21 protein-coding genes are annotated in these 23,468 nt (G+C 65.5%); 9 read left to right on the top strand and 12 right to left on the bottom strand.

Annotated features, from left to right (window positions below):
* The first annotated feature begins 61 nt into the window (after positions 1 to 61).
* The 4 genes from X727_RS147415 to X727_RS147430 all read left to right on the top strand — a co-directional run bounded on the left by X727_RS147415 (position 62) and on the right by X727_RS147430 (position 4,604).
* Complete coding sequence (locus X727_RS147415; RefSeq protein ID WP_023715131.1) at positions 62 to 886, top strand: ATP-binding cassette domain-containing protein; 825 nt, start codon at positions 62 to 64, stop codon at positions 884 to 886.
* Complete coding sequence (locus tag X727_RS147420; protein ID WP_023672500.1) at positions 883 to 2,142, top strand: ABC transporter permease; 1,260 nt, start codon at positions 883 to 885, stop codon at positions 2,140 to 2,142. Before X727_RS147415 ends, X727_RS147420 begins: the two co-directional genes overlap by 4 nt.
* A 28-nt stretch (positions 2,143 to 2,170) precedes the next feature.
* Positions 2,171 to 2,899 (top strand): SDR family oxidoreductase, encoded by a 729-nt coding sequence (locus X727_RS147425; RefSeq protein ID WP_023735452.1) that lies wholly within the window; start codon positions 2,171 to 2,173, stop codon positions 2,897 to 2,899.
* A gap of 97 nt (positions 2,900 to 2,996) precedes the next feature.
* Complete coding sequence (locus X727_RS147430) at positions 2,997 to 4,604, top strand: FGGY-family carbohydrate kinase (protein ID WP_023735451.1); 1,608 nt, start codon at positions 2,997 to 2,999, stop codon at positions 4,602 to 4,604.
* Positions 4,605 to 4,614: 10 nt separating this feature from the next.
* Here the strand turns inward: X727_RS147430 and X727_RS147435 are convergent, their stop codons facing one another.
* Genes X727_RS147435 through X727_RS147460 form a run of 6 tightly spaced genes read right to left on the bottom strand, consistent with a single transcriptional unit; the run spans position 4,615 to position 10,465 of the window.
* Positions 4,615 to 5,544 (bottom strand): phosphatidate cytidylyltransferase, encoded by a 930-nt coding sequence (locus X727_RS147435; protein ID WP_031201228.1) that lies wholly within the window; start codon positions 5,542 to 5,544, stop codon positions 4,615 to 4,617.
* A 39-nt stretch (positions 5,545 to 5,583) separates the two neighbouring features.
* Complete coding sequence (locus tag X727_RS147440; RefSeq protein WP_023672504.1) at positions 5,584 to 6,252, bottom strand: lysophospholipid acyltransferase family protein; 669 nt, start codon at positions 6,250 to 6,252, stop codon at positions 5,584 to 5,586.
* Between the two features lie 3 nt (positions 6,253 to 6,255).
* The gene (locus tag X727_RS147445) at positions 6,256 to 6,690 is read right to left on the bottom strand and encodes a hypothetical protein (RefSeq protein ID WP_023834519.1); all 435 of its coding nucleotides are present in this window, start codon (positions 6,688 to 6,690) and stop codon (positions 6,256 to 6,258) included.
* A 10-nt stretch (positions 6,691 to 6,700) separates the two neighbouring features.
* Positions 6,701 to 8,011, bottom strand: coding sequence for a phosphatase PAP2/dual specificity phosphatase family protein (locus tag X727_RS147450; protein ID WP_245274178.1), 1,311 nt, complete (start codon positions 8,009 to 8,011; stop codon positions 6,701 to 6,703).
* 28 nt (positions 8,012 to 8,039) lie between these two features.
* Entirely contained in the window at positions 8,040 to 9,824 is a 1,785-nt protein-coding gene (locus X727_RS147455) for a bifunctional alpha/beta hydrolase/class I SAM-dependent methyltransferase (protein ID WP_023834517.1), read from the bottom strand.
* Positions 9,825 to 9,862: 38 nt separating this feature from the next.
* On the bottom strand, positions 9,863 to 10,465 hold the full coding sequence (locus X727_RS147460; protein WP_023688982.1) for a CDP-alcohol phosphatidyltransferase family protein: 603 nt from the start codon (positions 10,463 to 10,465) through the stop codon (positions 9,863 to 9,865).
* A 238-nt stretch (positions 10,466 to 10,703) separates the two neighbouring features.
* On the opposite strand from X727_RS147460, the gene X727_RS147465 reads away from it, so the two are divergent.
* The 3 genes from X727_RS147465 to X727_RS147475 are packed head-to-tail and all read left to right on the top strand — an operon-like array spanning position 10,704 to position 13,464.
* On the top strand, positions 10,704 to 11,705 hold the full coding sequence (locus X727_RS147465; protein ID WP_023672509.1) for a sugar phosphate isomerase/epimerase family protein: 1,002 nt from the start codon (positions 10,704 to 10,706) through the stop codon (positions 11,703 to 11,705).
* Positions 11,702 to 12,577, top strand: a complete 876-nt coding sequence (locus X727_RS147470; RefSeq protein WP_023672510.1) for a MurR/RpiR family transcriptional regulator — start codon at positions 11,702 to 11,704, stop codon at positions 12,575 to 12,577. The genes X727_RS147465 and X727_RS147470 overlap by 4 nt, the downstream gene beginning before the upstream one ends.
* Entirely contained in the window at positions 12,574 to 13,464 is an 891-nt protein-coding gene (locus X727_RS147475) for a ribokinase (RefSeq protein WP_023834516.1), read from the top strand. Before X727_RS147470 ends, X727_RS147475 begins: the two co-directional genes overlap by 4 nt.
* A 140-nt stretch (positions 13,465 to 13,604) precedes the next feature.
* Here the strand turns inward: X727_RS147475 and X727_RS147480 are convergent, their stop codons facing one another.
* Both X727_RS147480 and X727_RS147485 read right to left on the bottom strand, forming a co-directional pair.
* Positions 13,605 to 14,105 (bottom strand): hypothetical protein, encoded by a 501-nt coding sequence (locus tag X727_RS147480; protein WP_023713519.1) that lies wholly within the window; start codon positions 14,103 to 14,105, stop codon positions 13,605 to 13,607.
* A gap of 95 nt (positions 14,106 to 14,200) precedes the next feature.
* Positions 14,201 to 15,148: a LysR family transcriptional regulator gene (locus X727_RS147485; protein ID WP_023743889.1), complete on the bottom strand. Its 948-nt coding sequence runs from the start codon at positions 15,146 to 15,148 to the stop codon at positions 14,201 to 14,203.
* Positions 15,149 to 15,254: 106 nt separating this feature from the next.
* Here X727_RS147485 and X727_RS147490 point away from each other — a divergent pair, with 106 nt between their 5' ends.
* Entirely contained in the window at positions 15,255 to 16,265 is a 1,011-nt protein-coding gene (locus X727_RS147490; protein WP_023834515.1) for an NAD(P)-dependent alcohol dehydrogenase, read from the top strand.
* A 187-nt stretch (positions 16,266 to 16,452) separates the two neighbouring features.
* On the opposite strand, the gene X727_RS147495 is transcribed toward X727_RS147490, so the two are convergent.
* Genes X727_RS147495 through X727_RS147505 form a run of 3 tightly spaced genes read right to left on the bottom strand, consistent with a single transcriptional unit; the run spans position 16,453 to position 20,224 of the window.
* Entirely contained in the window at positions 16,453 to 18,753 is a 2,301-nt protein-coding gene (locus tag X727_RS147495; protein ID WP_023834514.1) for a xanthine dehydrogenase family protein molybdopterin-binding subunit, read from the bottom strand.
* Complete coding sequence (locus tag X727_RS147500) at positions 18,750 to 19,733, bottom strand: xanthine dehydrogenase family protein subunit M (protein WP_023834513.1); 984 nt, start codon at positions 19,731 to 19,733, stop codon at positions 18,750 to 18,752. The genes X727_RS147495 and X727_RS147500 overlap by 4 nt, the downstream gene beginning before the upstream one ends.
* A complete protein-coding gene (locus X727_RS147505; RefSeq protein WP_023705138.1) occupies positions 19,730 to 20,224 on the bottom strand; it encodes a (2Fe-2S)-binding protein in 495 nt (164 codons plus the stop codon). Before X727_RS147505 ends, X727_RS147500 begins: the two co-directional genes overlap by 4 nt.
* Positions 20,225 to 20,683: 459 nt before the next feature.
* On the opposite strand from X727_RS147505, the gene X727_RS147510 reads away from it, so the two are divergent.
* The gene (locus tag X727_RS147510) at positions 20,684 to 21,301 is read left to right on the top strand and encodes a TetR/AcrR family transcriptional regulator (protein WP_023709407.1); all 618 of its coding nucleotides are present in this window, start codon (positions 20,684 to 20,686) and stop codon (positions 21,299 to 21,301) included.
* A 9-nt stretch (positions 21,302 to 21,310) separates the two neighbouring features.
* Here X727_RS147510 and X727_RS1000000166615 read toward each other — a convergent pair whose 3' ends face one another.
* On the bottom strand, positions 21,311 to 23,407 hold the full coding sequence (locus X727_RS1000000166615; protein ID WP_023705137.1) for an alpha/beta fold hydrolase: 2,097 nt from the start codon (positions 23,405 to 23,407) through the stop codon (positions 21,311 to 21,313).
* Positions 23,408 to 23,468 lie beyond the last annotated feature (61 nt).

The raw sequence follows: 23,468 nt of genomic DNA, 5'->3' as shown, positions 1-23,468 counted from the left end.
CCTTGCGGTGGCCGGAAGTTCGCAGTCACTCTTGACCGCCCATCCGGAAAGGTTTGCCACCATGTCTGACATCTCTGACGGACCGGTTTCGGCAGGCGAGCTGGTGCTCAGCCTGCGCGGCATCTCGAAGAATTTCGGCGCCGTTTCGGCGCTCACCGATATCGATCTCGATGTCCATGCCGGCGAGGTGGTGGCGCTGGTCGGCGACAATGGCGCCGGCAAGTCGACGCTGGTCAAGATTCTGGCCGGCGTCCACCAGCCGAGCTCGGGCACCATCAATTTCCGCGGCAGGCAAGTGACGATGCCCGACCCGAGCGCCGCGCTGACGCTCGGCATCGCCACCGTCTTCCAGGATCTCGCACTGTGCGAAAACCTCGACGTCGTCGCCAACATCTTTCTCGGCAAGGAGATCAACCCGCTGCGGCTGGACGAGGTGGCGATGGAAATTCGCGCCTGGACGCTGCTCAACGAATTGTCGGCGCGTATTCCAAGCGTCCGCGAGGCGGTCGCCTCGCTGTCCGGCGGCCAGCGCCAGACCGTGGCGATCGCCCGCTCGCTGCTGCTCGACCCCAAGGTCATCCTGCTCGACGAGCCGACCGCCGCTCTTGGCGTCGCCCAGACGGCGGAAGTGCTGAACCTCATCGACCGGGTGCGCGAGCGTGGGCTCGGCGTGCTGATGATTAGTCACAATATGGAGGACGTGCGCGCCGTCGCCGACCGCATAGTCGTGCTCAGGCTCGGCCGCAACAACGGCGTCTTCGAACCCGACGCCTCGAACCAGGAACTGGTCAGCGCCATCACCGGCGCCGCCAACAATGCAGTGTCGCGCCGCGCCGAACGGCGCAAGGCCGCCGAACAAGCGAACAATCAGGAGCAGCGGCCATGAGCGCGGAGCCCAAGCAGGACACCTCCTCGTCGACGGCCCTCGACCGCAGCGACGTGCGCGTCAAGCACCAGGCCGGCGTTGGTGGCGCCATCAGCGCCTTCTTCGACCGCGTCCGCTCCGGCGACCTCGGCTCGTTGCCGGTCATCGTCGGCCTGGTCATCATCTGGAGCGTGTTCACCGCCCTCAATCCGGTCTTCGTCTCGTCGAGCAATCTGGTCAATCTCCTGTTCGACTGCTCGACCGTCGGCGTCATCGCGCTCGGCATCGTCTGTGTGCTGATGGTCGGTGAGATCGACCTGTCGGTCGGCTCGATCAGCGGCTTTGCCTCGGCCATGGTAGGCACGCTGTGGGTCAACCAGGGCTGGCCGGTGGCGCTCGCCATCCTCGCCGCAATTGCCGTCGGCGGTTTCATCGGCGCGCTCTATGCCTTGCTGTTCAACCGGCTCGGCATGCCAAGCTTCGTCTCGACGCTCGCCGGCCTGCTCGCCGTGCTCGGCCTGCAGCTGTATATTCTGGGCTCCACCGGCTCGATCAATCTGCCCTATGGCTCGAACCTGGTGAATTTCGGCCAGTTGCTGGTCATGCCGGACTGGCTGTCCTATGCACTGGCGGCATTGCCCGGCATCGTCATGCTGATCAGCGGCCTGCGCACCGTCAGCCGCCGCCGGGCCGTCAATTTGTCGGCGCCGTCTGTCGGCGGCCTCATCGTGCGCGTCGCCGCCCTGACCATCCTGCTCGAACTGATCGTCGGCTATCTCAACCAGGCGCGCGGCATACCGTGGATGTTCGGCCTGTTCGTCGGCCTGGTGGTGGCGATGAACTATGCGCTGACCCGCACCCAATGGGGCCGCTCGATGACCGCCGTCGGCGGCAACCGCGAAGCGGCGCGCCGCGCCGGCATCAAGGTGCGCTCGATCTACCTCAGCGCCTTCGTCATGTGCTCGATGTTCGCCGCCCTTGGCGGCGTGCTGTCGGCGGCGCGGCTGGCCTCTGCCAGCCAGCAGGCCGGCACCGGCGACGTCAACCTCAACGCCATTGCGGCGGCGGTCATAGGCGGCACCAGCCTGTTTGGCGGCCGTGGCAGCGCCTATTCCGCGCTGCTCGGGATCATCGTCATCCAGTCGATCGCCAGCGGGCTGACCTTGCTCGATCTGTCATCGTCGCTTCGCTACATGATCACCGGCGCCGTTCTGGCAATTGCGGTCATCGTCGACTCCCTGGCACGCCGCTCGCGGGTTTCCCACGGCCGCGCCTGAACGCAACCGCAATCGATACGAGGATAGAATGGCTCAGGATTTGAGTGGAAAGGTCGCGGCGATCACCGGCGCCGCGTCGGGCATAGGCCTGGAATGCGCGAGAGCGCTGATTGCCGCCGGCGTTCGCGTTGTGCTCGTCGACCGCGCCGCCGACGCGCTGAAAAGCGTCTGCACCGAACTCGGTCCCAACGCGATCCCGCTGGTGATCGATCTGATGGAGCCGGCCAGCGTCGCGACGATGATGCCGCAAATCCTGGACAAGGCCGGCCAGCTCGATATCTTCCACGCCAATGCCGGCGCCTATGTCGGAGGCCCGGTGCTCGAAGGCGACCCCGATGTGTGGGACCGCATGCTGAACCTCAACATCAACGCGGTGTTCCGTTCCATACACGCCGTGCTTCCGCATATGGTCGAACGAAAGACCGGCGACATCATCGTGACGTCCTCGATCGCCGGACTGGTGCCGGTGGTCTGGGAGCCGATCTACACCGCCTCCAAGCATGCCGTGCAGGCCTTCGTCCACACGGTGCGCCGGCAGGTCGCCCCGCACGGCCTGCGCCTCGGCGCGGTGCAGCCGGGGCCGGTGGTGACAGCGCTGATCAGCGACTGGCCGAAGGACAAGCTTGAGGATGAACTGGCCAAGGGCGGCCTGATTCAACCGGTCGAGGTCGCCGAAGCCGTGCTGTTCATGCTGACTAGGCCGAGAAATGTCACTATCCGGGATCTGGTGATCCTGCCGCAGAGCAATGATTTGTGAGGCAGTAGGCATTAGGCAGTAGGGAATGGGGAGAGGCTCTTGCAACTGGCCGTTCACTGCTGACCATCTCGCCTACTGCCTAACTTCTGAGGTTCCCATGTCCCACTTCCTCGGCATCGATGTCGGCACTGGCAGTGCCAGGGCGGGGGTATTCGACAGCAAGGGCACCATGCTTGCCTCGGCGAAGCGCGACATCGCTCTGTTCATCGAGCCCGGCGAAATCGCCGAACAGTCGAGCGAGGACATCTGGCGTGCGGTTTGCGCCAGCGTGCGCGAGGCGGTGACCAAGTCGGGGCTCGCTGGGCGCGACATTGCTGGCATCGGCTTCGACGCCACCTGTTCGCTGGTCGTGGTCGGCAAGGACGGCGCGCCGTTGCAGGTCGGCAGTTCCGGCGACAGTCAGCGCAACATCATCGTCTGGATGGATCACCGCGCGCTCGACCAGGCGCAGCGCATCAATGCCGGCAAGCACGCCGTGCTCGACTATGTCGGCGGCACCATCTCGCCGGAAATGGAAACGCCGAAGCTGCTGTGGCTGCGCGAGAACCTGCCCGCCACCTTCGATGCGGCCGAGCATTTCTTCGACCTGACGGACTATCTGACCTGGCGCTCAACCGGCAGCCTGGCGCGCTCGATCTGCACGCTGACCTGCAAATGGACCTATCTCGGTCATGAGCGGCGCTGGGACGATGCCTATTTCCGTGCCATCGGCCTCGGCGCGCTCGCCGATGAAGGCTTTGCCCGCATCGGCACCGAAATCGTCGAAGGCGGCACGGCACTTGCCCAAGGCCTGACTGAGGCCGCCGCGGCCGATCTCGGCCTGCTGCCGGGAACGCCGGTTGCGGCCGGCCTGATCGATGCCCATGCCGGCGGCGTCGGCACGGTTGGCGGGCAGGGCTCGGTCGGCACCTTGCAGTCGCGCATGGCCTATGTGTTCGGCACTTCGGCCTGCACCATGGCCAGCACCAGCGAGCCGGCCTTCGTGCCCGGCGTCTGGGGCCCGTATTTTTCCTCGATGGTGCCGGGGCTTTGGCTCAATGAAGGCGGGCAATCGGCGGCGGGTGCTGCAATCGACCACCTCGTCGCTTTCCATCCGGCCACGGCTGAGGCATCCGCAAAAGCCAAGGCGGAAGGTCTCGGCCTGACCGCTTGGCTTGGTCAGCAGGCGGCGAAGCAGTCCGCCGACCTGTCCGCCGTAGCGCACCTGGCCGATGGACTGCATGTCGTGCCGGAATTCCTCGGCAACCGCTCGCCCTTCGCCGATCCCGAGTCCAAGGCCTTGATCGCCGGGCTTGGCATGGACACGTCCCTCGACAGTCTGGTCGCGCTCTATGTCGCCGGCCTGCTGGGCATCGGCTACGGCGTGCGCCAGATCCTTGCGGCGATGGCCAACAAAGGCATTGCCATCGACACCATCGTCGTCAGCGGCGGTGCCGCGCAAAGCGCGCTGGTACGTCAGCTTTTGGCCGACACCACAGGCCTGACCGTCGCCGGTTCGACCTCGCCCGAACCGGTGCTGCTCGGCTCGTCCATATTGGCGGCGGTGGCGGCGCAAAAATATCCCGATGTGATCGCGGCGATGACCGGCATGTCGCGCATCGGCGACATCTATCGCCCGGCCGGTGGCGACCTCGTGCCCTGGCACGACAAGCGCTTCGCCGCCTTCGAATTGCTGCAGCAGGCAGGCCGCGCCATCCGCGATTGAACGGCTTAGCTCACGTCCAGAAATAGCGGACGATGTGGAAGAACACCGGTGCGGCGAAGACCAGGCTGTCGGCGCGGTCCATCATGCCGCCGTGACCCTCGATCAGGTGACCCCAGTCCTTGACGCCCTGGTCGCGCTTGATCGCCGACGCCACCAGCCCGCCGAGGAACCCCATCAGGCAGGCGATGAAGGCGACGCCTGCCGCCGCGAGCGGCGAGAACGGCGTCAGGAACGACAGCAGCGCGCCGAGCAGGCTCGATGACACCAGCCCGCCGATCAGCCCTTCCCAAGTCTTTGATGGCGAAACGGACGGCGACAAAAAATGCCGGCCGAACAGCTTGCCGAAAATGTATTGCAGCACGTCGCTGCCTTGCACGGTGATGATCAGGAAGGCGATGAGCAGGAGGTTGCGGCCCTCGAAACCGGGCACGTTGAGCGTCAGCAGCGCCGGCACATGGCTGACGCAGTAGACCGAGATCATGACCGCCCATTGCTGCGCGGACACGCGCTCGAGGAAGCGCTCGGTGTCGCCGTTGAGCGCGGTGATCGCCGGCATCAAGAGGAAGCAGTAGACGGGGATGAAGATGGTGAACAGCCCGTACCAGGCGGTCCACACCAGCCAGTACTGGAAGGGAATGATGATGCCGAACATGCCGAGCAGCACCCAGTGGTCGCTGCGCCGGCTGTGCGTCAGCGTCACGAACTCGCGCAGCGCGGCAAACGAGATCAGCGCAAACAGGATGGTCATGCCGGTGCGGCCGAAGAAGAAGGCGACGGTGATCGCCAGCACCATCACCCACCAGGCGTTGATGCGCTGGTTCAAGTTGACGAGCGTCGAGGGCAGCGGCTTCGGCGCCCGCCATGAGAGGATACCGGCAACGATGCTCGCCATGGTGAGCACGCAGATCAGGCCGGCCAGCAGGATGACGGTTTCATGCATTGGCGGCAGTGTCATACGAAGTCTCTTTGCCTGGTCATGCTAGTGGTCCCGATCGGGACGCGGGTTGAGCGACAGCAGCGTCTGGCGCGCGCGCTCGAGGAAGGTGCGGCGTTCTTCGCCGGGCGCGATCGCCACCGGCGGACCAAAGACGACGCGGCACAGAAGCGGCACCGGCAGGAACTGGCCCTTGGGCAGCACGCGCGACATGTTCTCGATCCAGCACGGGATGAGTTCGACATCGGGCCGCGCCATCGACAGATTGTAGAGGCCGGAGCGGAACGGCAGCAGATCCGCCTCCGTCGTGTTGCGAGTGCCTTCGGGAAACAGGATCAGCGAGTGGCCGTCGTCGAGCACCGACAGCATGATCGAGATCGGGTGTTGCGTTTCGTCGGTCCACTGCCGGTGGATGAGCACGGACGACAGCATGTCCTGCGCGATGAAGCGGCGCAGCCGCGACTTGCCCCAATATTCGGCCGCCGCGATCGCATGGGTGCGGGCGCGCACCTTCTCGCTCAGACAGGCCGACAGCAGGATGAAATCGCCATGGCTGGCATGATTGGCGAAGTAGATGCGCTGCCGCTCCGACGGCTGGCTGCCGTTCCAGATTGGCCTGACGCCGGTTACCACCCAGGCCGCCGCCGACAGGCCGACCGAGGTCACCGTCTGCAGCAAGGTGAAGGTGTTGGCGCGCAGGTGAAGTTTTGTCATGGCTCAAACAAATGCTGCGAAAAGGGATGCCGCAGCAAACATGGCGAGCGCCATGCGCTGCCTTGTCAGCAGGCGGCGCGTGCCTGCCATGCGACGGTCGAGCGAGCGGCCGCCGGCAGCGGTGGGCTTCAGGCGCATGCGCGTCAGCACGTCGTCGACCGCAGCACCGCCGGCGGCCTCGCTGGCGTGGCTTGCCATCAGCCGGAACAGCAGCGCATCGAACAAAAGCAAGGCCGAAAGAGCCAGCGTGGCCACGGCGCTCGCCGCCGCGACCAGCCAGGCCGCCGCGGACAGCGCTGTCGTCTGCGGTCCGGCCACCAGGCCGATGACCGGCGCTGCCATCACAGCCGCGACCACCAGCAGGATCGGCCACACCGCCTGCACCATCAGCCCGGCGGCGAATATTTCGGCCTTCTCGGGAAAATTCTCGCCACTCATGCCGGCCAACTCATGTCGGTTCTTCCAGCCCCGGTTCTTCCAGCCCGATCTGAAGATGCACGGGCCGGCCCAATGCGGCGAGTTTCCTGCGCGCCTGCGCGGCAGTGTGCGAGCGTCCGGTCACAACCAGCCAGTCGGCGACGACGGCTGCACTGCGCTGGAAGCCGAGCGCGCAGCAGACCAGCACGGTGCCGCGCCGGCGCGCCAGCTCGATCGCCGCCACCGCTCGCTCCAGCCTGTCGTGAGGCGGCGCCACGAGGTCGAGCATCGCGTAGCTGATCCAGCGGCAGGTCACGCCGCGCGGCCGTTCCATCTCGCCGGCAAGGTCGATCACTGTGCCGAAGCGGTTGGCCTCGTCGGCACTCGGAAACCGGCCGAGGAAAACACCGTCGGTGATCTCCGCTTGCGGCGCCAGTTGGCGGGTCCATACCCACACATTGATCCGGGCGCCAAGCCGGTAGGGCAGGAGCAGGATACGGTTGGCCAGTGAGACGCTACCATCGGCTGCCTTCTGGAACACTTTGGCCCCGGCCCCAGCATAGGCGAAGGCGACGATGGCCAGCGCCAATGCCGGCCACAACAGGATGAGAAAATCGGCGGAGACCAACGCGCCCTCGGCAGCGCCGGCCAGGGCAAGGGCCGCCCCCAGCCCGTAATAACCCGCCAGCCGCCGCGCCCTTGGGTCGGCGGTCAACCGAAAACCCCAGAATGGCAGCTCGCCCTTGGACGGAAACAGCCACAGCGCAAACAGGCCGAGCAGGGCGCCGGTCGGAATGTCGATGAAATGATGCTGCCAGGTCGTCAGCACCGAGGCGCCGATGAGAAAACACCAGACGTGCCAGAGGGGGCGGAGAATGCCGCCGAGACGGTGACGTGCCAGAACGTGACGCCAATGGTCCCAAATGATCACCAGCAGCGCGATGTGCAGGGACGGCGCTTGGTTGAACGGCTTGTCGAAACCACCGAGCACCGCAAACAGGAAACCCGGCAGGCCGGTGGTTGCCGGCCGCACGAAGGTCGCCGTCAGCGGGAACGCGATGAAGCAGGCGACGGCAATGATCTGCGCCGAGAGATAGCGGCCGGCGAGCCGGTCGACACCGCGCCTGGTCGTGTTGAGCAGCAACGATAGGCCGTAGAACAGATTGATCGACCAATAGGGCACGATCGTCCAGGCGACGAACGGGACGGCGTGCTCCCAAGCGTAGACGATGCTGCCGACATGGTCGCGCCGCGATGCCAGCCAGTTGGCAAAGCCATAGGTCGAATAGAAGAATGGCGCCAGCAGCGCCAACCAAAGGGCGGCCCTCAGCACGATACCCAAATTGTGTTCCCGAGCCGGGGCCATGGTCTCAGACGCGCCGAGCGACCGAAACAGTGAAGATGCCCCATTGGTCGATGCGCTGGTCGATCTTCTCGAAACCGGCAGCCGTCACCAACTGGTCCATCTCGCCCTGCGTGCGCCGCCGCATCACCCAGGCCTGTCCGCCGCGATGCGAGGTCAGGCTGCGCGCGATCATCTCCAGCTGCGGATGCCATGGCTGATTGGTGTAGACGAGCAGGCTGCCGGACTGCATGGCGCTCGCCAGCCCGCCGAGCGAGCGGGAAATCATCGTATTGTCGGCGAACAATTCGTAAAGTCCGGAGACGATGGCGAGGTCCGGCGCCGGCTTTTGCCCGGCCAGCATGTCGGCATCGAAGGCGTCGGCCTGATGAAAGGTGACGCTGGTCGGCAGCTGCCGCTCGGCTATCAGCTTCGAACCCAGTCCGACATTGAGCTCGGAATAATCCTGCAGCCGCACGCTTGCTGGTGGTTCAGTGCATTTGGCGACGGCATCGAGCACATAGCGGCCGTGGCCGGCGGCGATGTCGAGCATGTGGACGGGACGGCCAGCTGCCTTCAGGCTGGCGGCGGCGTTGCCGATCAGCTCTTCCAGATGCAGCTTGCGCTGGCGGATGCCGCGCCAGCCGATGGCGTCGAGGAAGGTGCGGTCGATCATGCGGCCGATGAAGCCGCTGCCGCGCGCGTCGTTCTCGTAGACATAGTCGAGCGTCGAGCCGGAATCGAAGCCGGTGGCAATGCCGGTCTTCATGCCCGAAGACAGCCAGGCGCCCACGCGGATCGAGGCGCGGCTCATCGCCCAGTAGATACCCTTGGGCGACAACAGCGTCAGCGGCGAGGCGAGCCTCTCGGCCTCGTCGCGGGTGTAGCCGGCGCGGTCGGCCTGAAGCAAGTCGATGGTTTTCTCCCGCGTGGCAAATTGCTTTTCGAGGAACGGCCGGATCAAGTCCAGCGCCTGCTTGCGATCGCGCTCGCCCAGCGTGTCGTGGAAGAAGCCGGGCAGCACATGCCGCTCCTTGGCGCTGCTGCCGAGATTGACGAAGAACTCGTGCTGCGGTCCATGCCGCACCACCCAATCGCTGCCGGAGATCAAGAGCTGCGTCGGCACGGTGATGGCGCGCGCGTCCGAGACGATGCGGGCAGCGTGGTCGTAAAGCTCGACCAGGATGTTGGAGGCGATCGGTCGCGTGATCAGCGGATCGGCGTCGAAGGAAGCGATGCGCTCGGCATCATGCGTCAGGAACTTCGCCTTGACGTAGGAATTGACGAAGAAGCGGCCCTTGAGCTTCTGCCACAGCGCAATGCCCTCTTTGGCGAAGGGCACGTAGAGCTTGACCGAAAAGGCCGGTGAAGCCACCACCAGCGCGCGGATGTCGGGCGCATAGTCATGCACCCAGGCAGCAGCCAGCACGGCGCCGAACGACTGCGCGATCAGCGCGATGTCGCGCTGGCCAAAACCATCCCGGCCGATCTCACGCACCAGGCAGTCGATGTCACGAACCAGGGCGGCAAAGGATGGCGCATAGCCGCGCTCGCCGGCCGAGCGGCCATTGCCGCGCACGTCCCAGGCGTAGAAGGCATGGTCGGGCATGGCGAGTTCGTCGACCAGATGCGCCATGCGGCCGCCATGCTCGTGGCCGCGATGGAACAGAAGGATCGCACCCTTTGGCGTCGACCCGGCGGCCGGCCAGTAGCGGTAGAAGATCTCGGTGCCGTCATGGCTCTTGAACGTGCGCTCCAGCGCGATGCGCTCGAGGCTTGCCGGTGCTCCGGCTGCAATGGTCTGGTGGATCATGGTTTCCCTCTGGCGGTCGGGCGCCTGACGCTTTGGCATCATGCGCCGCCCGCTCTAAGGCCGCCGCGTATCCGGTTGATGGCGGTTACGACTGACAGTGTAGCCATGACCGGAAACACAAAGGGCACAATCGCTTGGAACCACAGGCCGCAGGCGATGAGGAAGGCGATGACGCCGAGCGCCAGGGCCCGGTCGCTCTTGCCGAACGGCCCGGCATAGTTGCGCCCGCTGCCTGCGGCAACGCCAAGCACGCCGGCGAACTCGACCAGCATGGCGGTAATAGCGAAGGCGACGACACCCCAGGCCGGGAACAAGGTGGCAAAGGCCAGGATCAGCGCTAGGTCCGAGACGACGTCGCAGAGTTCGTTGAGATACATGCCGAGTTTTGATGCTTGTCCATGTTCCCTGGCCAGCATCCCGTCAATGGCGTTGAGCGCCATGCGCACAAACAGCACCACCGGCATCAACAGGAACACCAGGGGACGGAAGGCAAAGGCAGTGACCACCAGGCCTGTGGCGATGGACAGTGCTGCGGCGAGAAGCGTGATCTGGTTGGCGGTGACGCCGGCATCGGCCAGCCGGTCGGCCAACGGCCGCAGCCTGGCCTGAAAGGCCGGTTTCAGTTGATAAAGCGTTGGCATGTGCGATCCCCCAACCGCGGCTCATGACAGTGTCGGCCAGATTGGTCAATCGGCAGGCAGGGCGCAAGGGCTCGCACCAGCATCCGCACCGTTGCGGGACTCGAAACTCCCGGCATGGATGCAGAGGCGCAGCCGAAGATCTCGGCCAAGCAGGATGTTGCGCGCTACAAACCGCCTCGCAAATGATAACTTTACAAATACTCGTATTTATGTGAAGTAAATCACTGAAAGGTCGATCATGACAAACAGTCGCTTCGCCACCCGCCTGAATTCCTTCGCCTCGCGGCCGCAAGCCGAATGGCCTGATCTCACCGGCAAGCCGTCCATGCTGCAGATGGCCACTCGCGCGGCCAAGGTCGACGGGTTGACCGATCTTGATCTTAATTTCCCCGATCATGTCAGTGAAAAGCCGGCTGAAATCGCCCGAAAGCTCGGCGATTTCGGGCTTTCCATCAATGGCTTTGCCATGCGTTACTACTCCAATCCGGCCTTCAAGCTCGGCGCCTTCACCAATCCGGACCCGGCGGTGCGCCGCGAAGCCATCGACTTGACCAAGGCCGGTATCGATGCGGTGCGCGCGGCCGGCGCCAGTCTGATGACGCTGTGGCTGGGCCAGGATGGCTTCGACTATGCATTTCAAACTGACTATGCGACGCTCTGGCAGCACGAAATCGAGGGGATTCGTGAAGTTGCCGCGCATGATCCCGGCTGCCAGATCAGCCTGGAGTACAAGCCTAACGAACCGCGCTCCTACTCGCTGATGCCGGATGCGGCGACCACCTTGCTGGCGATCCGCGAGGTCGGCCTACCCAATCTCGGCGTCACGCTCGATTTCGCCCATGTGCTCTATGCCGACGAACAGCCGGCCTTCGCCGCGGCGCTGATCGCTCGCCACAGCAAGCTGCTCGGCGTCCATCTCAACGATGGCTATGCCAAGCGCGACGACGGCCTGATGGTCGGCGCGGTGCACACGCTGCAGACCATCGAACTGCTGTGCCAGATCCGTCGCGACGGCTACGCCGGCGCCATCTACTTCGACACTTTCCCCGACATGACCGGGCTCGATCCGGTGCGCGAATGCGAAGTCAACATCGCCACCGTCAAGCGCCTGCTGCGCGTTGTCGACCGGCTGGAGAAGGATAACCGCCTGTCCGCCGCGATGGCCAGCCAGGACGCCGTGACGTCGCAGGCTATCGTCCAAGAAGCCATGCTCGGGCCGGAGACGAGGGGACGTGGATGACGTTGAGCAATCTCGATCTGAAAGCCGTGGGGCCGCGCATCCGCATGATGATGCCGCATCTCACCCCGCTTGAGGCCAAGGTGGTGGAAACCGTCTTCGGCCGGCGCGGTTTCGACGAGACCATTCCGCTCAAGCAGATCGCCGAGGAGGCCGGCGTGTCGGAGGCGATGGTGGTCAAGATCGCCAAGAAACTCGGCTTCTCCGGCTACCGCGACTTCCGCACCGCCGTCTATGAATACAGCCGCCTCCCGACCGCCGAGATGCACCAGGAACTGTCGGTCGACGACAGCTCGGCCGAGATCGTGCAGAAAGTGTTCCGCACCTCGATCCAGGCGCTGGAGGAGACGCTCGCGATCCTCGACATGGACGATTTCGACCGTGCCGCCGATCTGCTCTACCGCGCCAGGAACCGCGATTTCTATGGCGTCGGCGGCTCCGCCCAGATCGCCCGCGATGTCTCGCACAAATTCCTGCGCATCGGCATCCGCGCATCGGTCTATGACGACTCGCACATGATGCTGATGTCGGCCTCGCTGCTCGGCGCCGACGACATCGCCGTCGGCTTCTCGCATTCCGGCAACACGTCGGCCGTCATCGACGCCATCCATCTTGCCCGCAAGAGCGGCGCCCGCACGCTGGCCATCACCAACTACGACAACTCGCCGCTGGCGCAGATTGCCGACATCGTGCTGTGCTCGACGGCGCAAGGCTCGCCGCTGATGGGCGAGAACGCGGCGGCGCGTATCGCCCAGCTCAACATCCTCGACGCTTTGTTCGTGGCGGTGGCGCAGCGCGACTATCAGGCGGCGGAGCGCAATCTCGGCCGCACCATGTCGGCGGTCACCTCGAAACGAAAAGACCGCGGCACATGACGGTTCCGCTGGTCACCGTCTTCGGCAGCCTGCATTACGACATCATGGTGGACGCGCCCGACCGTCCGCGTAAGGGCGAGACGGTGACCGGCCGTGCCTGGCAGCCGAAATGCGGCGGCAAGGGCGGCAACCAGGCGGTCTCGGCGGCACGCGCCGGCGTGCGCGCGGCGATGATCGGCGCCGTCGGCGACGACGATTTCGGCACGGCGCTGCTGGCCAATCTAGATCGCGCCGGCGTCGATCGCCGCTTCGTGCGCGTGGCGGCAGGCGCAGGCTCCGGCATGAGCGTGGCGATCTTCGACAGCGATGGCGACTATGGTGCGGTGATCGTCTCCGGCAGCAATCTCACGCTGGACGATGATGACGTCGTGGCAGCAAGGGAGGTGGTGGTACAGACGGCAGTGCTGTTGCTGCAAAACGAAGTGCCCGACGCCGCAAACATCGCTGCCGCGCGCGCGGTGAAGGCATCCGGCGGCCGCGTCGTGCTCAACGCCGCACCGGCGCGAACACTGTCGGCCGAATTGACCGCGCTGATAGACATCGTCATCGTCAACGCCATCGAAGCGGAATTTTTGGCCGGCATTCCGGTCGTCGATACGCTCGCCGGCGCAACCGAAGCCGCGCGGCGGCTGATCGATGCCTACCCCTCGGCGATCGTCACCGCCGGCGGCGAAGGTGTCGCCTATTGCGACCGGACCGGCGCGGCCTTCGCACTGGCGGCCGTCCCGGTCAAGGTCGTCAGCACCCATGGCGCCGGCGACGAATTCGTCGGCGCCTTCGCGGCAGGCCTCGCCCGTGGCCATCCGATGGAAGCGGCGATCGCCACGGCCAATGCCGCCGCCGCCTCGCTGGTGGCGACACCGGAGGGAAAGCGCAGCTCGCGTTGAAAACTCAGGCCGCATATTGCCGCCTCCAAACCCGTGCCCCCGTCGATGAGCGAAACGGCAAACCGGGCGCGGCGAGAACCTGCTTGGCTTTGCCCTGATGGAGGCGCGGGACCAAGCTGCGTGGTCGAAAGTAGGGAGCTTCAGTCCGCTTCGCCGGCCGAACTTTTGCCGCACTGCGCCAGCACCTTACCGATCGCAGCGCTCGAGCCCGTCAGCGGAAAGCTGTTCTCGCCATATTTGTCGGCCGTAACCGTGACGTCGCCCTTGCCGCGCAACAGGCCGAGCAGTGGATCGTCTTTGCTCAGCTCAGCCGTGAAGTAATTATACATGGCCTCGAGGTCGAGCTTTTTGGTCACGCTCTTGTCACCGCCCTTGAAGGTGAAGGAAGCGCTGATGCCGGGTTCCAGCTGCTGGCCGGCCGCACCCAGATCGTAGCTCAGCACCGGCTTGTCGAAACAGACGAGCATCAGATGCGCATCGGCCTTCGGTCCGCCGCACACCGAAGCCGTCAGCACGCTGCCGCCTTCGTCTTCTTCCATCTTGGCGCTCCAGTTGCAGGATGCGGCAAAAGCCGGCTGCGCGGCTTGCAGCGCGGCCAGAACGGAACCTGCCATCATGAACTTCGCCAATGCACTTTGCATGATCACCTCCCAAGCTTCCTTCAACGAGATCATACAGGACAAAAGGCCTGGTGATAGCGGCATATGCCGTCTTAGCCCCCGGCGCGCCCCATTGATCAAGCCTTTGAGACCGGCCTCGACGTCCAGGGCGGCTCCGGCGCGAAGCGCTTGCCGATCCACTCGGCGAAGGCGCGTGTCTTGGCGGCTTGTCCCTTGGCCGAGGGCATGACGACATAGACCGCGCCTTCGTCGGCCAGCGTCCAGTCCGCCAGCACCGGCACCAGCCGTCCGTCGGCGAGTTCGCGTCCGACCAGCCAGTCGGTGCTCATCATCAGGCCGAGGCCCTGCACCGCGGCTTCGACCAGCACCTCGGCATCGTCGCACACCATCGGCCCCGAGACGTCGACGTTGACGCGGCGTCCCGAACTGTCGGTCATCTCCCAGGTTGGAAAGGTCTGGAAGCCGGAGAAGCCGAGGCAGGCGTGTTCTGTGAGCGCTTCCGGCGCTTCCGGCGTGCCCCGGCGGGCGAGGTAGGAGGGAGCAGCGCACAGCAACCGCCGCCGTGTCGCGATCTTGCGCGCCACCAGGCGCGAGTCCTCCAGCGCGCCGAGACGGACGGCGACATCGAAGTTCTCTGCAACGAGATCGACTAACCGGTTGGAGAACTCGGCCTCGATGCTGACATCCGGGAACGTCGCTAGAAATTGCGGCAGCAGCGGCCCGATCCACATACGGCCAAAGGTTCCCGGCAGCGCCAGCCGCAGCAAGCCGCGCGGCGTCCCGCTGGCATGCGCGGAAGCAGCAGCCTCGGCTTCGTCTACCGAGGCCAGGATGGCGCGGACGCGTATCAGGAACTCCGCTCCCGCCTCCGTCAACGATACGCTTCGGGTGGTCCGGTGCAGCAGCCGCACGCCGAGCCGCTGCTCCAGCGATTGCAGGCGGCGTGACAGAACCGTCGAGTCGCGCCCGACGCGCAACGCTGCCTTGGTGAAGGAGCGCGCTTCGGTGATGGCCGCAAAGGCGGCCATTTCGGCAAGGCTGGCGGGGTCGTGTGATTGCTGCATAAAGCACAGGACTCAAATGTAAAAATTCCGGATTATCTGCTTGTAGCGCAGCAGATAGCTTCACTCAATCCTGACGATTGACCCCTTAAACAGGAATGCGTGAGCCATGAAAGCCATCGAACTGACCGCCGCCAAGCTGGACGCCTTTCGCGCCACCACCATTGCCACGCCTGAACCGCAGCGCGGCGAAGTGCTGATCCGCCAGCGCGCCGCGAGCCTGAATTTCGTCGATGTGGCGGTGGCCAGCGGCAATTATCGCGTGCCCGGCTTTCCGCTCATTCCCGTCGCCGACGGCGCCGGCGAGATCGTCGCGCTGGGGGAGGGCGTTACGGATTTCGCCGTCGGCGATCGCGTCGTTGCCCATGCCAAGCCGCGCTGGATCGGCGGTCCGCCCCGGCCTAACGAGATGACGCAGATGCGCGGAATTTCGCTGCCGGGGTCGCTCGCCGAATATGTCGCGCTGCCGGCCAACTCGCTCGTGCTGGTACCGGCTCGTCTCTCTTTCGAGGCGGCGTCGACCCTGCCGATCGCCGCGACCACCGCCTGGAACGCCGTCCGCGCCGCCGATGTCGGGCCGGGCTCGGTCGTCGTGCTGCTCGGCACCGGCGGCGTCTCCATCTTCACCCTTCAGCTGGCGAAAGCCGCTGGCGCCACCGTCATCATCACTTCTTCGTCGGACGAGAAGCTGGAGCGGGCGAAGGCACTCGGCGCCGATCATCTCATCAACTACCGCGCGACGCCCGACTGGGACGGCAAGGTGCTGGAACTGACCGGCGGCCTCGGCGCCGACCTCGTCGTCGAGACCGCCGGCACCGCCACCTTCGCCCGCGCCGTCAACGCCACCGCGCCTGGCGGCACGCTGTTCACCATCGGTTTCGTCACCGGCGCCGAGGCCACGGTCGACCTGCTGCCGATCATCATCAAGGCGCTGAAGGTGGTCGGCAACAACACCGGGTCGGTATCTGACCTTCGCGCCGCCGTCCGCGCCATCGCCGCCGCCCGCATCGACCCGGTCGTCGACAAGGTGTTCAGCCAGGAGCAGGCGGCCGAAGCCTACGCGCACATGTCGGCAGGCGGGCAGCATTTCGGCAAGCTTGCGTTCAAGCTCGACTGGTAACCGAGGCGCGCGAGCTGCCAATCTCCCCCCTTGAGGGGGAGATGCCCGGCAGGGCAGAGGGGGTCGGTCCGACCGGGCTCGACCTACGGCGGCGGAAGGAGGTTGGCGCTCTACGAGAGGCGACCCCCTCTGTCGCCTTCGGCGACATCTCCCCCTCGTCAAGGGGGGAGATTACGCACGCCGCTTCCTAGATCAACTTCTCCAGCGTGATCGGGAGGTCGCGTATCCTTTTTCCAGTTGCGTGGAACACCGCATTGGCGATCGCCGGCGCTACGCCGACGATGGCCAGTTCGCCGACACCCTTGCCGCCGAGCACCGAAGAGTGCAGGTCGGGAATGCCGACCGAGATGACCTCGATATCGGGGATGTCGGCATTGGTCGGCACCAGATAGTCGCCGAGATTGTTGTTGACGATGCGGCCATGCCTGCGGTCGACAATGCCTTCTTCAAGCAGCGCCTGGCCGATGCCCATGATGATGCCGCCCTTCCACTGGCTTTCGGCCAGCTTGGGGTTGTAGAGCCGGCCCGAATCCAGCGCCGATACCACGCGCGACACGCGCACCGTGCCGAAATCCTCGTCGACGCGCACCTCGATGAAATGCGCGCACCAGGAGTGGCGCGAATAGTCGCCCTCGGTGTGCGGCAATGCCGCCGCGATGGTGGTGTAGTTCTTGTAGCGATCGGCGGCCGTCGAGTTCGCCGGCATGGTGTCGCCTGTGGCCTCGATGCGGTCGCGGCCGACGCTGGCCAGCAGGTCGGCGATCGAGACATCGGGACCATCGCCGCGCGGCGACCTGATGCGGCCGTTGGCGACGACCAGCGTGTTGGCCTGCAGCGCGTGGAAGGGCGAGCGTGAATCGCTGATCGCCAGACCAACCAGCTGGTCGAGTGCCGATGTCGCTGCCTTGTAGACCGCGCCCGTCATCACGCCGGCCAGCCGCGACCCGCCGGCCACGCCGGCGCGGGGATACCGGGAATCACCGAGCTTCACCACGACATGGTCGGCCGCCACGCCTACCGTTTCGGCCGCTGTCTGCGCCAGGATCGTGTAGGTGCCCTGGCCCATGTCGATCGAGGAGCTTTCGACCTCGACCGAGCCGTTGGCAAGGATACGCACGATGGCCTCGCCGTAAGCGCGCCGTACCGGATAGGTGCCGGCGGCGACGCCCCAGCCGATCAGCTGGTTGCCGTCGCGCATCGAACGCGGTTTGGGCGTGCGCTGGGCCCAGCCGAAGCGTTCGGCGCCAGCCGCGAAAGCCTCGCGCAACTGCCGCGTCGACCAAGCCTTTTTTGCGTGCGGATCCTGCTCGGCGTAATTCCTCAGCCGGATCTCCAGCGGATCGATGCCGACCTCGTAGGCGAGCTCGTCAATGGCGCTTTCGATGCCGAAGGCGCTAGGGTTTTCGCCCGGCGCGCGCATGGCGCCAGGCACCACCGAATTCACCCGCACGACATTCTGCTTCGAGGAGAAGTTGGGCGTCGCATACATGATCGAGGTGACCACGCCCAAAGGCTCGACCCACATGCCGTCGATCGACGTTTCATTGACGCCGCGATGCACGATCGACTGGATTTTTCCGTCACGGTCGGCGCCGATCGTCACCGTCTGGCGGGTCGCGGCGCGGCCGCCATAGCCGGTAAAAGTCTGCGGCCGAGTCATGACCACCCTCACGGGCCGTCCCAGCATCTTGGCTGCGGCAGCCGCTACCGCGCCGTGGCCGAGCGCCAGCGCCTTGGAGCCGAAGCCGCCACCGATATAGGGCGAGACCAGCCGTACATTTTCGAACGGCACGCCGAACCATTCGGCATAGGTGCGGGCCATACCGTCGAGCCACTGGCTCGGTTCCCACACGGTCAGCCGGTCGCCCTCCCAGCGGGCGATGAGGCCATGCGGCTCCATCGGCGCCTGGTATTCGCGCGGCGTGTTATAGGCGCCGCAGACGCGCACCGGGGCAGCGGCGAAAGCGGCCTGCGCATCGCCCCATTCCTTGGTCATGGCGGCGATCGGAATGCCGTCGCCCGCCTTGGCGTCGCTGAGGTCGACGATGGCCGGCGTCTCGTCATAGCTGACCTTGACCAGGGCTGCGGCCGCAACGGCCTGCTCGAAGGTCTCCGCGATGACCGCGGCGACATGCTGGCCCGAAAAGGTGATATCGCGCGCCAGCGGGCAGTAGGGCTTGTCCGGCGGCGGTGTGCCGAACCAGTCCGATGCAGTCTTCAGCGGCATGATGGTGTCCGGCGTCAGCACCTTGAGCACACCAGGTGCCGCCTCGGCGGCTGACGTGTCGATCGAGCGCACCTTGCCTGATGCGATCGTGCTTTCGACCAGGACGCCGTAGGTTAGCCCGTCGAGCTGCTGCTCGACGGCATATTTTGCCGCACCGGTAATCTTGGCCGGGCCGTCGACGCGCGACAGCCGCCCGCCAACCTGATCGGCAGTGCCGTCCGAAGCGTCGCCGTGCCGTGTCCTCGGGTCGTGAATGGTCATGACATGGCTCCCGTCTTGAGGATGGCGCGGGCAACGACGCGCGGCGCCAGTTCGATCTTGTAGTGGTTGGCGCCGTGGTCGATCGCCCCTTCCATGGCGAGCAAGCTGGCTGCCCGCACCCTGTCTTCGCTGAGCACCTTGCCCTTCAACGCCGCTTCCACGGCGTGCGCCCGCCACGGCTTCGTCGCGACGCCGCCCAGCGCGACGCGCAGGTCGCGAATGGTGCGGCCATCGGCTTCGAAGTCGATGCCGACCGCGGCGCTTGCAGCGGCGAACTCATAGGACTGCCGGTCGCGAACCTTGAGATAGGTCGACTGCCGGGCGGCGACTGAAGCCGGGATGCTGATGGCCGTGATCATCTCGCCCGGTTGCATGGCATGTTCCCTGTCGGGCGTGGCGCCGGGCAGGAGAAAGAAGTCGTCGACGGCAACCTGGCGTTCGCCAAGGTGAACCACGGCGTCGAAGGCGACCAGCGCGGTGGCGAGGTCACCGGGATACATGGCGATGCAGGCGTCGCTGGTGCCGAGCACGGCATGGCCGCGGGTGACGCCGCCGATCGCCGAGCAGCCGCTGCCGGCCGAGCGCTTGTTGCAGGCGGAAAAATTCGCGGGATCGCGGAAATAGGGGCAGCGCGTGCGCTGCATCAGATTGCCGCCGATGGTCGCCATGTTGCGCAGTTGCGCGGAAGCCGCCTGCCACAGCGCTTCGGAGACCGCGGGAAAGCGGCTCTTGATCTCGGCATGGTCGGCGACGTGGCTCATCTTGGCCAGCGCGCCGATCATGGCACTGTCAGCGTCGACCTTGATGGCGTCGAGTCCTTTGAGATGGGTGATGTCGACCAGGCTGTCGGGTTCGGCCACGCCGCATTTGGCGAGATCGACCAGCGTCGTGCCACCGGCAAGCAGCATGGCCCCAGGCAGGGCGGCAGCTTGGCGTGCGGCGTCGATGCTATGGGCGCGAACGTAGGAAAAATCCCTCATGACGCGACCTCCAGTGCCGCCTGGCGCACGGCGGCAACGATGTGCGGATAGGCTCCGCAGCGGCACAGATTGCCGGCCATGTATTCGCGGATCTCGTCATCCGAGCCGGCATGGCCCTCGCGGATGCAGGCCACCGCCGACATGATCTGTCCGGGCGTGCAGTAGCCGCACTGGAAAGCATCCTGGTCGAGGAAAGCAGCCTGAACCGCGTTGAGCGTGCCGTCATCGCCGGCCAATCCTTCGATGGTGGTGATCTCGCGGCCTTCGGCTTGTGCTGCAAGCGTCAGGCAGGACAGCACGCGCTGTCCCTCGACATGCACCGTGCAGGCGCCGCACTGGCCCTGGTCGCAACCCTTCTTGGTGCCGGTCAGGTCGAGGCGATCACGCAATGCATCGAGCAGCGTGACGCGCGGCTCGACCTGCAGTTCGTGACTGTGTCCGTTGATGGTGAGACGGATTGGGATAGTGGTGGATTTGGTTTGGTCGGTCATGAGGCGTCTGGCTCCAGTTGCTTGACGCTAGGGGATTGAAATGGGCTCGAGTGGGAGAGGACAAGGGAAGAGGCGACGGTGCGCCTAATCTCCCCCCTTGTGGGGGAGATGCCCGGCAGGGCAGAGGGGGCGCGAAGGAATGCGACGTTCCCGATTTACATGCGTCGACACGAATCTTGTCCGAGGAGGCGCTAGTCAGGCCTTGATAGGCTGGCGGGACAGCGCCCCCCTCTGTCCTGCCGGACATCTCCCCCACGAGGGGGAAGATTGGCAGCTCTGCCGCCCCGACTCTCCAGCCGGCAGGGGATGCTTCAGTCTTCACAATCTCAACACGTGACATATCGGCTCCCCTGATTATATGATAAGACTGCTCCACTAAAACGGAGGCGCCTCCGTTTATCTAGTTGGGGGCTTACCCCTTTGGGTTCAAGCCCCCATATATCAACAGTGGAGAAAAAATTGACCGAGCAGTCGCAAGCAATTGCCGACGAGAAGCGCGAAGCCGCAGCGCCAAGGCCGCTGCGCGCCGATGCGCAGCGCAACCGCGACCGGCTGGTCGAGGTTGCGGCAGCGGCCTTTGCCGAGCACGGTGTCGATGCCTCGCTGGAGGAGATCGCGCGCCAGGCCGGCGTCGGCATCGGCACGCTCTACCGGCATTTCCCAACCCGCGAGCATCTGGTCGAAGTGGTCTACCGGCGTGAAGTCGAGGCGCTCTGTGCGGCGGCCGATGACCTCGCCAGCCACCATTCGGCCGACATGGCGCTGGAACAGTGGATGCAGCGCTTCGTCGACTACATCGCCACCAAGCGCGGCCTGGCGGCCAGCCTGCGCATCCTGTTCAACACGAATTCCGCCGTGTTCTCCGACATGTCGGGCCGGGTGTCGCTGGCCTTGCGGCAACTGGTCGAGGCGGCGGTGGCCGAAGGCTCGATCCGCAGCGACGTCGATGCCTCCGATGTGCTGCACGCACTCGGCGGCATCTACTCGGCCCCCGACACCAAGGACTGGCGCGACCGCTCGCGCCGGCTGGTCAAGCTGCTGATGGACGGGCTGCGGTTCGGGGCAGGGAAGAGGTGACCTAGCGGCTCAAGCCGAACCATCGACCGCATAGAACGGAAACGCGCCGGGCAGCCCGCTTGCCGCCATTTCGCCACGCTTCTCGAACCGCAGGCCGGAGCCGACCACGAGATCGCGCACCGTCCTTGATGCGATGATTTCGCCCGGCCGCGCATGGTCAAGCAGACGCGATGACAGTTCGATCGCCGCGCCTGAAAATTGATGGCCCCGCTGCTCGCACTCGCCGATATGCACCGCCGAGCGGACCTCGACACCGGATTGCCGCAAGCGATCGCGGATGGCGATCGCGCACTGGATCGACCGCGTTGGCCGCTGGAACACCGCGAGCACCTTGCCGTCCGATCGCCTGATCTCTCTGCCTTCGGCCGCGAGGAGTTCGCCACGGAGCGCTTCGGCGTGCCGCTCGGCCGGGTCGATGCCGAAAGGCGAGCCCGTCATATCGAGGGACAGCACCGACACAAGCAGCCGTTCGCCTGGGGCCGCCGGCAAGGCGCCGGTGACGAAAGCCTGGATCTCGTCGACGATCCGATCGGAATTCTCGCCCCAGATGACGTGGTCGCGGCCGGCGAACTCAATGTATCGGGCGCCCTCGATGTGCGTCGCCAGGTAACGTCCTTCTTCCCGCTTCACCCAGCCGTCGCCAGTCGTCTGCATGATCAGTGTCGGAACATGGACAGCAGGCAGAATGTCGCGAACATCGATTTCGGCTCCCCAGCGCCACAGGGCGATCGCGTCGGCGGGCGAGGCAGAATTCCTGAGATAGGCGGCGAACCATTCTGTCTCGAACGTGTCGCTCATCAGACTGGGCGCCGCGTTGCTCATATCCGCCGCCGCTCCCCATTCTTTCTCGACGATCGCCAGATCCTCTTCCACCTGCTCGCTTGTCTTCGCCCACGGATAGTCTTGTGACCACCTGCCGCGGGCGTAGGCCCCATTGAGCACGAGTGCCGCTGTGCGCTCGGGATAGGTCGCCGCGAACAGCATGCACATCGGGCCGCCCTCGGAGCTGCCGAAAAGCACCGTGCGCTTTGAGCCAACCGCATCCAGCACTGCCCGCACATCTTCCATCCGCTCTTCCAGGGTCGGCAGACCGACATTGCGGTCCGAGAGCCCGGTGCCGCGCTTGTCCATGCGGATTAGGCGCGAGAAAGTGCCGAGCCGCCGGTGCACATGCGAAAGCCGCGGCGAGCCCCAGGCGTGGTCGAGGTTGGAGACCCATCCCGGCACATGGATCAGGTCGACCGGACCGTCGCCGGTCACCTGATACGCGATGTTGATCCCGGCCGATTTGACATAGTGGGTCGGGGGGGCTGCGAGTTCGTGGCTGAAGCCGGTAGCGTCATCCGCATCAGTCGTGGGTGGCCGTGCCGGCGCCATTGTGCGGCGTGTGCGCAGCGTCTCGAACAATTGCCGCGTCTCCGGCTCCGGCTGCAGCTTGAGATCGCGTAGAAGCGCGGTGCGGCAGTGCTCATATTGCTTCAGCGCGAGATTGGTCCTGCCTTGCGCCGCATAGGCGCGCATCAGGGCACGGTGGACATCCTCCCTCAACGGGTCCATGGCCAGCAGGCGCGCCGCCGCGCGCACGCATGCGGCAGGATCGTTCGTCGCTGCATAATGCGCGACGAGCCTGTCGAGCGCCGCGACGGCCAGTGCCCGCAGCCGCTCGCGTTCGATCCTCAGCCAGTCCTCGAATGGCTCCTCCTTCAGGCCGAAGCCGTCGAGCAGGTCGCCGCGGTAGACATTGAGCGCCAGTTCGAGGTCTTCGGGTGCCGGGCTGGCGACCAGCGCCTCGAACCGCGCGACGTCGAAATCAAGGCCGTCGAGATGCAGAGCGACGCTGTTGCCATCGGTGAGGAAGCGGCCGCCGCCGCACGTCTGCATGGCCTTCCTGACAGACGATACCGCTTGCCGCAGGCTCATTCGCGCCTGCGCCTCGCTGTTGATGCCCCAGAGCAGGGTCGCCAGCTTCTCGCGCGACTGCGAATGCCCCGACTGCAGCGCGAGATAGGCGACCATCGCACGCGCCTTGCGGCTGATGGCTGGAACCGTGGCCCCGACGCCGGCAAAGTCGAAACCACCCAGCAGGTGAAGATAAGGTCCGGTCATCGGATCCGCCACGGTCACAGCGCGACGACGATCCGCTCAAGCTCACTCCATTTCAACACTT

The sequence above is a fragment of the Mesorhizobium sp. L103C105A0 genome, assembly GCF_000502215.1.
Lineage (GTDB): Bacteria > Pseudomonadota > Alphaproteobacteria > Rhizobiales > Rhizobiaceae > Mesorhizobium.
Note: the sequence above shows the minus strand (reverse complement) of the source record. Positions and strands in the feature narration are given on the sequence as shown.

Excerpts from the sequence above, each read along its gene's own strand:
- X727_RS147445 (WP_023834519.1), bottom strand. The coding sequence starts at position 6,690 with ATGAGTGGCGAGAATTTTCCCGAGAAGGCCGAAATATTCGCCGCCGGG.
- X727_RS147440 (WP_023672504.1), bottom strand. The coding sequence starts at position 6,252 with ATGACAAAACTTCACCTGCGCGCCAACACCTTCACCTTGCTGCAGACG.
- X727_RS147415 (WP_023715131.1), top strand. The coding sequence starts at position 62 with ATGTCTGACATCTCTGACGGACCGGTTTCGGCAGGCGAGCTGGTGCTC.
- X727_RS147500 (WP_023834513.1), bottom strand. The coding sequence starts at position 19,733 with ATGAGGGATTTTTCCTACGTTCGCGCCCATAGCATCGACGCCGCACGC.
- X727_RS147485 (WP_023743889.1), bottom strand. The coding sequence starts at position 15,148 with ATGCAGCAATCACACGACCCCGCCAGCCTTGCCGAAATGGCCGCCTTT.
- X727_RS147490 (WP_023834515.1), top strand. The coding sequence starts at position 15,255 with ATGAAAGCCATCGAACTGACCGCCGCCAAGCTGGACGCCTTTCGCGCC.
- X727_RS147425 (WP_023735452.1), top strand. The coding sequence starts at position 2,171 with ATGGCTCAGGATTTGAGTGGAAAGGTCGCGGCGATCACCGGCGCCGCG.
- X727_RS147470 (WP_023672510.1), top strand. The coding sequence starts at position 11,702 with ATGACGTTGAGCAATCTCGATCTGAAAGCCGTGGGGCCGCGCATCCGC.
- X727_RS147475 (WP_023834516.1), top strand. The coding sequence starts at position 12,574 with ATGACGGTTCCGCTGGTCACCGTCTTCGGCAGCCTGCATTACGACATC.
- X727_RS147480 (WP_023713519.1), bottom strand. The coding sequence starts at position 14,105 with ATGCAAAGTGCATTGGCGAAGTTCATGATGGCAGGTTCCGTTCTGGCC.
- X727_RS147430 (WP_023735451.1), top strand. The coding sequence starts at position 2,997 with ATGTCCCACTTCCTCGGCATCGATGTCGGCACTGGCAGTGCCAGGGCG.
- X727_RS147460 (WP_023688982.1), bottom strand. The coding sequence starts at position 10,465 with ATGCCAACGCTTTATCAACTGAAACCGGCCTTTCAGGCCAGGCTGCGG.
- X727_RS147465 (WP_023672509.1), top strand. The coding sequence starts at position 10,704 with ATGACAAACAGTCGCTTCGCCACCCGCCTGAATTCCTTCGCCTCGCGG.
- X727_RS147505 (WP_023705138.1), bottom strand. The coding sequence starts at position 20,224 with ATGACCGACCAAACCAAATCCACCACTATCCCAATCCGTCTCACCATC.
- X727_RS147420 (WP_023672500.1), top strand. The coding sequence starts at position 883 with ATGAGCGCGGAGCCCAAGCAGGACACCTCCTCGTCGACGGCCCTCGAC.
- X727_RS147495 (WP_023834514.1), bottom strand. The coding sequence starts at position 18,753 with ATGACCATTCACGACCCGAGGACACGGCACGGCGACGCTTCGGACGGC.
- X727_RS147435 (WP_031201228.1), bottom strand. The coding sequence starts at position 5,544 with ATGCATGAAACCGTCATCCTGCTGGCCGGCCTGATCTGCGTGCTCACC.
- X727_RS147455 (WP_023834517.1), bottom strand. The coding sequence starts at position 9,824 with ATGATCCACCAGACCATTGCAGCCGGAGCACCGGCAAGCCTCGAGCGC.
- X727_RS1000000166615 (WP_023705137.1), bottom strand. The coding sequence starts at position 23,407 with ATGACCGGACCTTATCTTCACCTGCTGGGTGGTTTCGACTTTGCCGGC.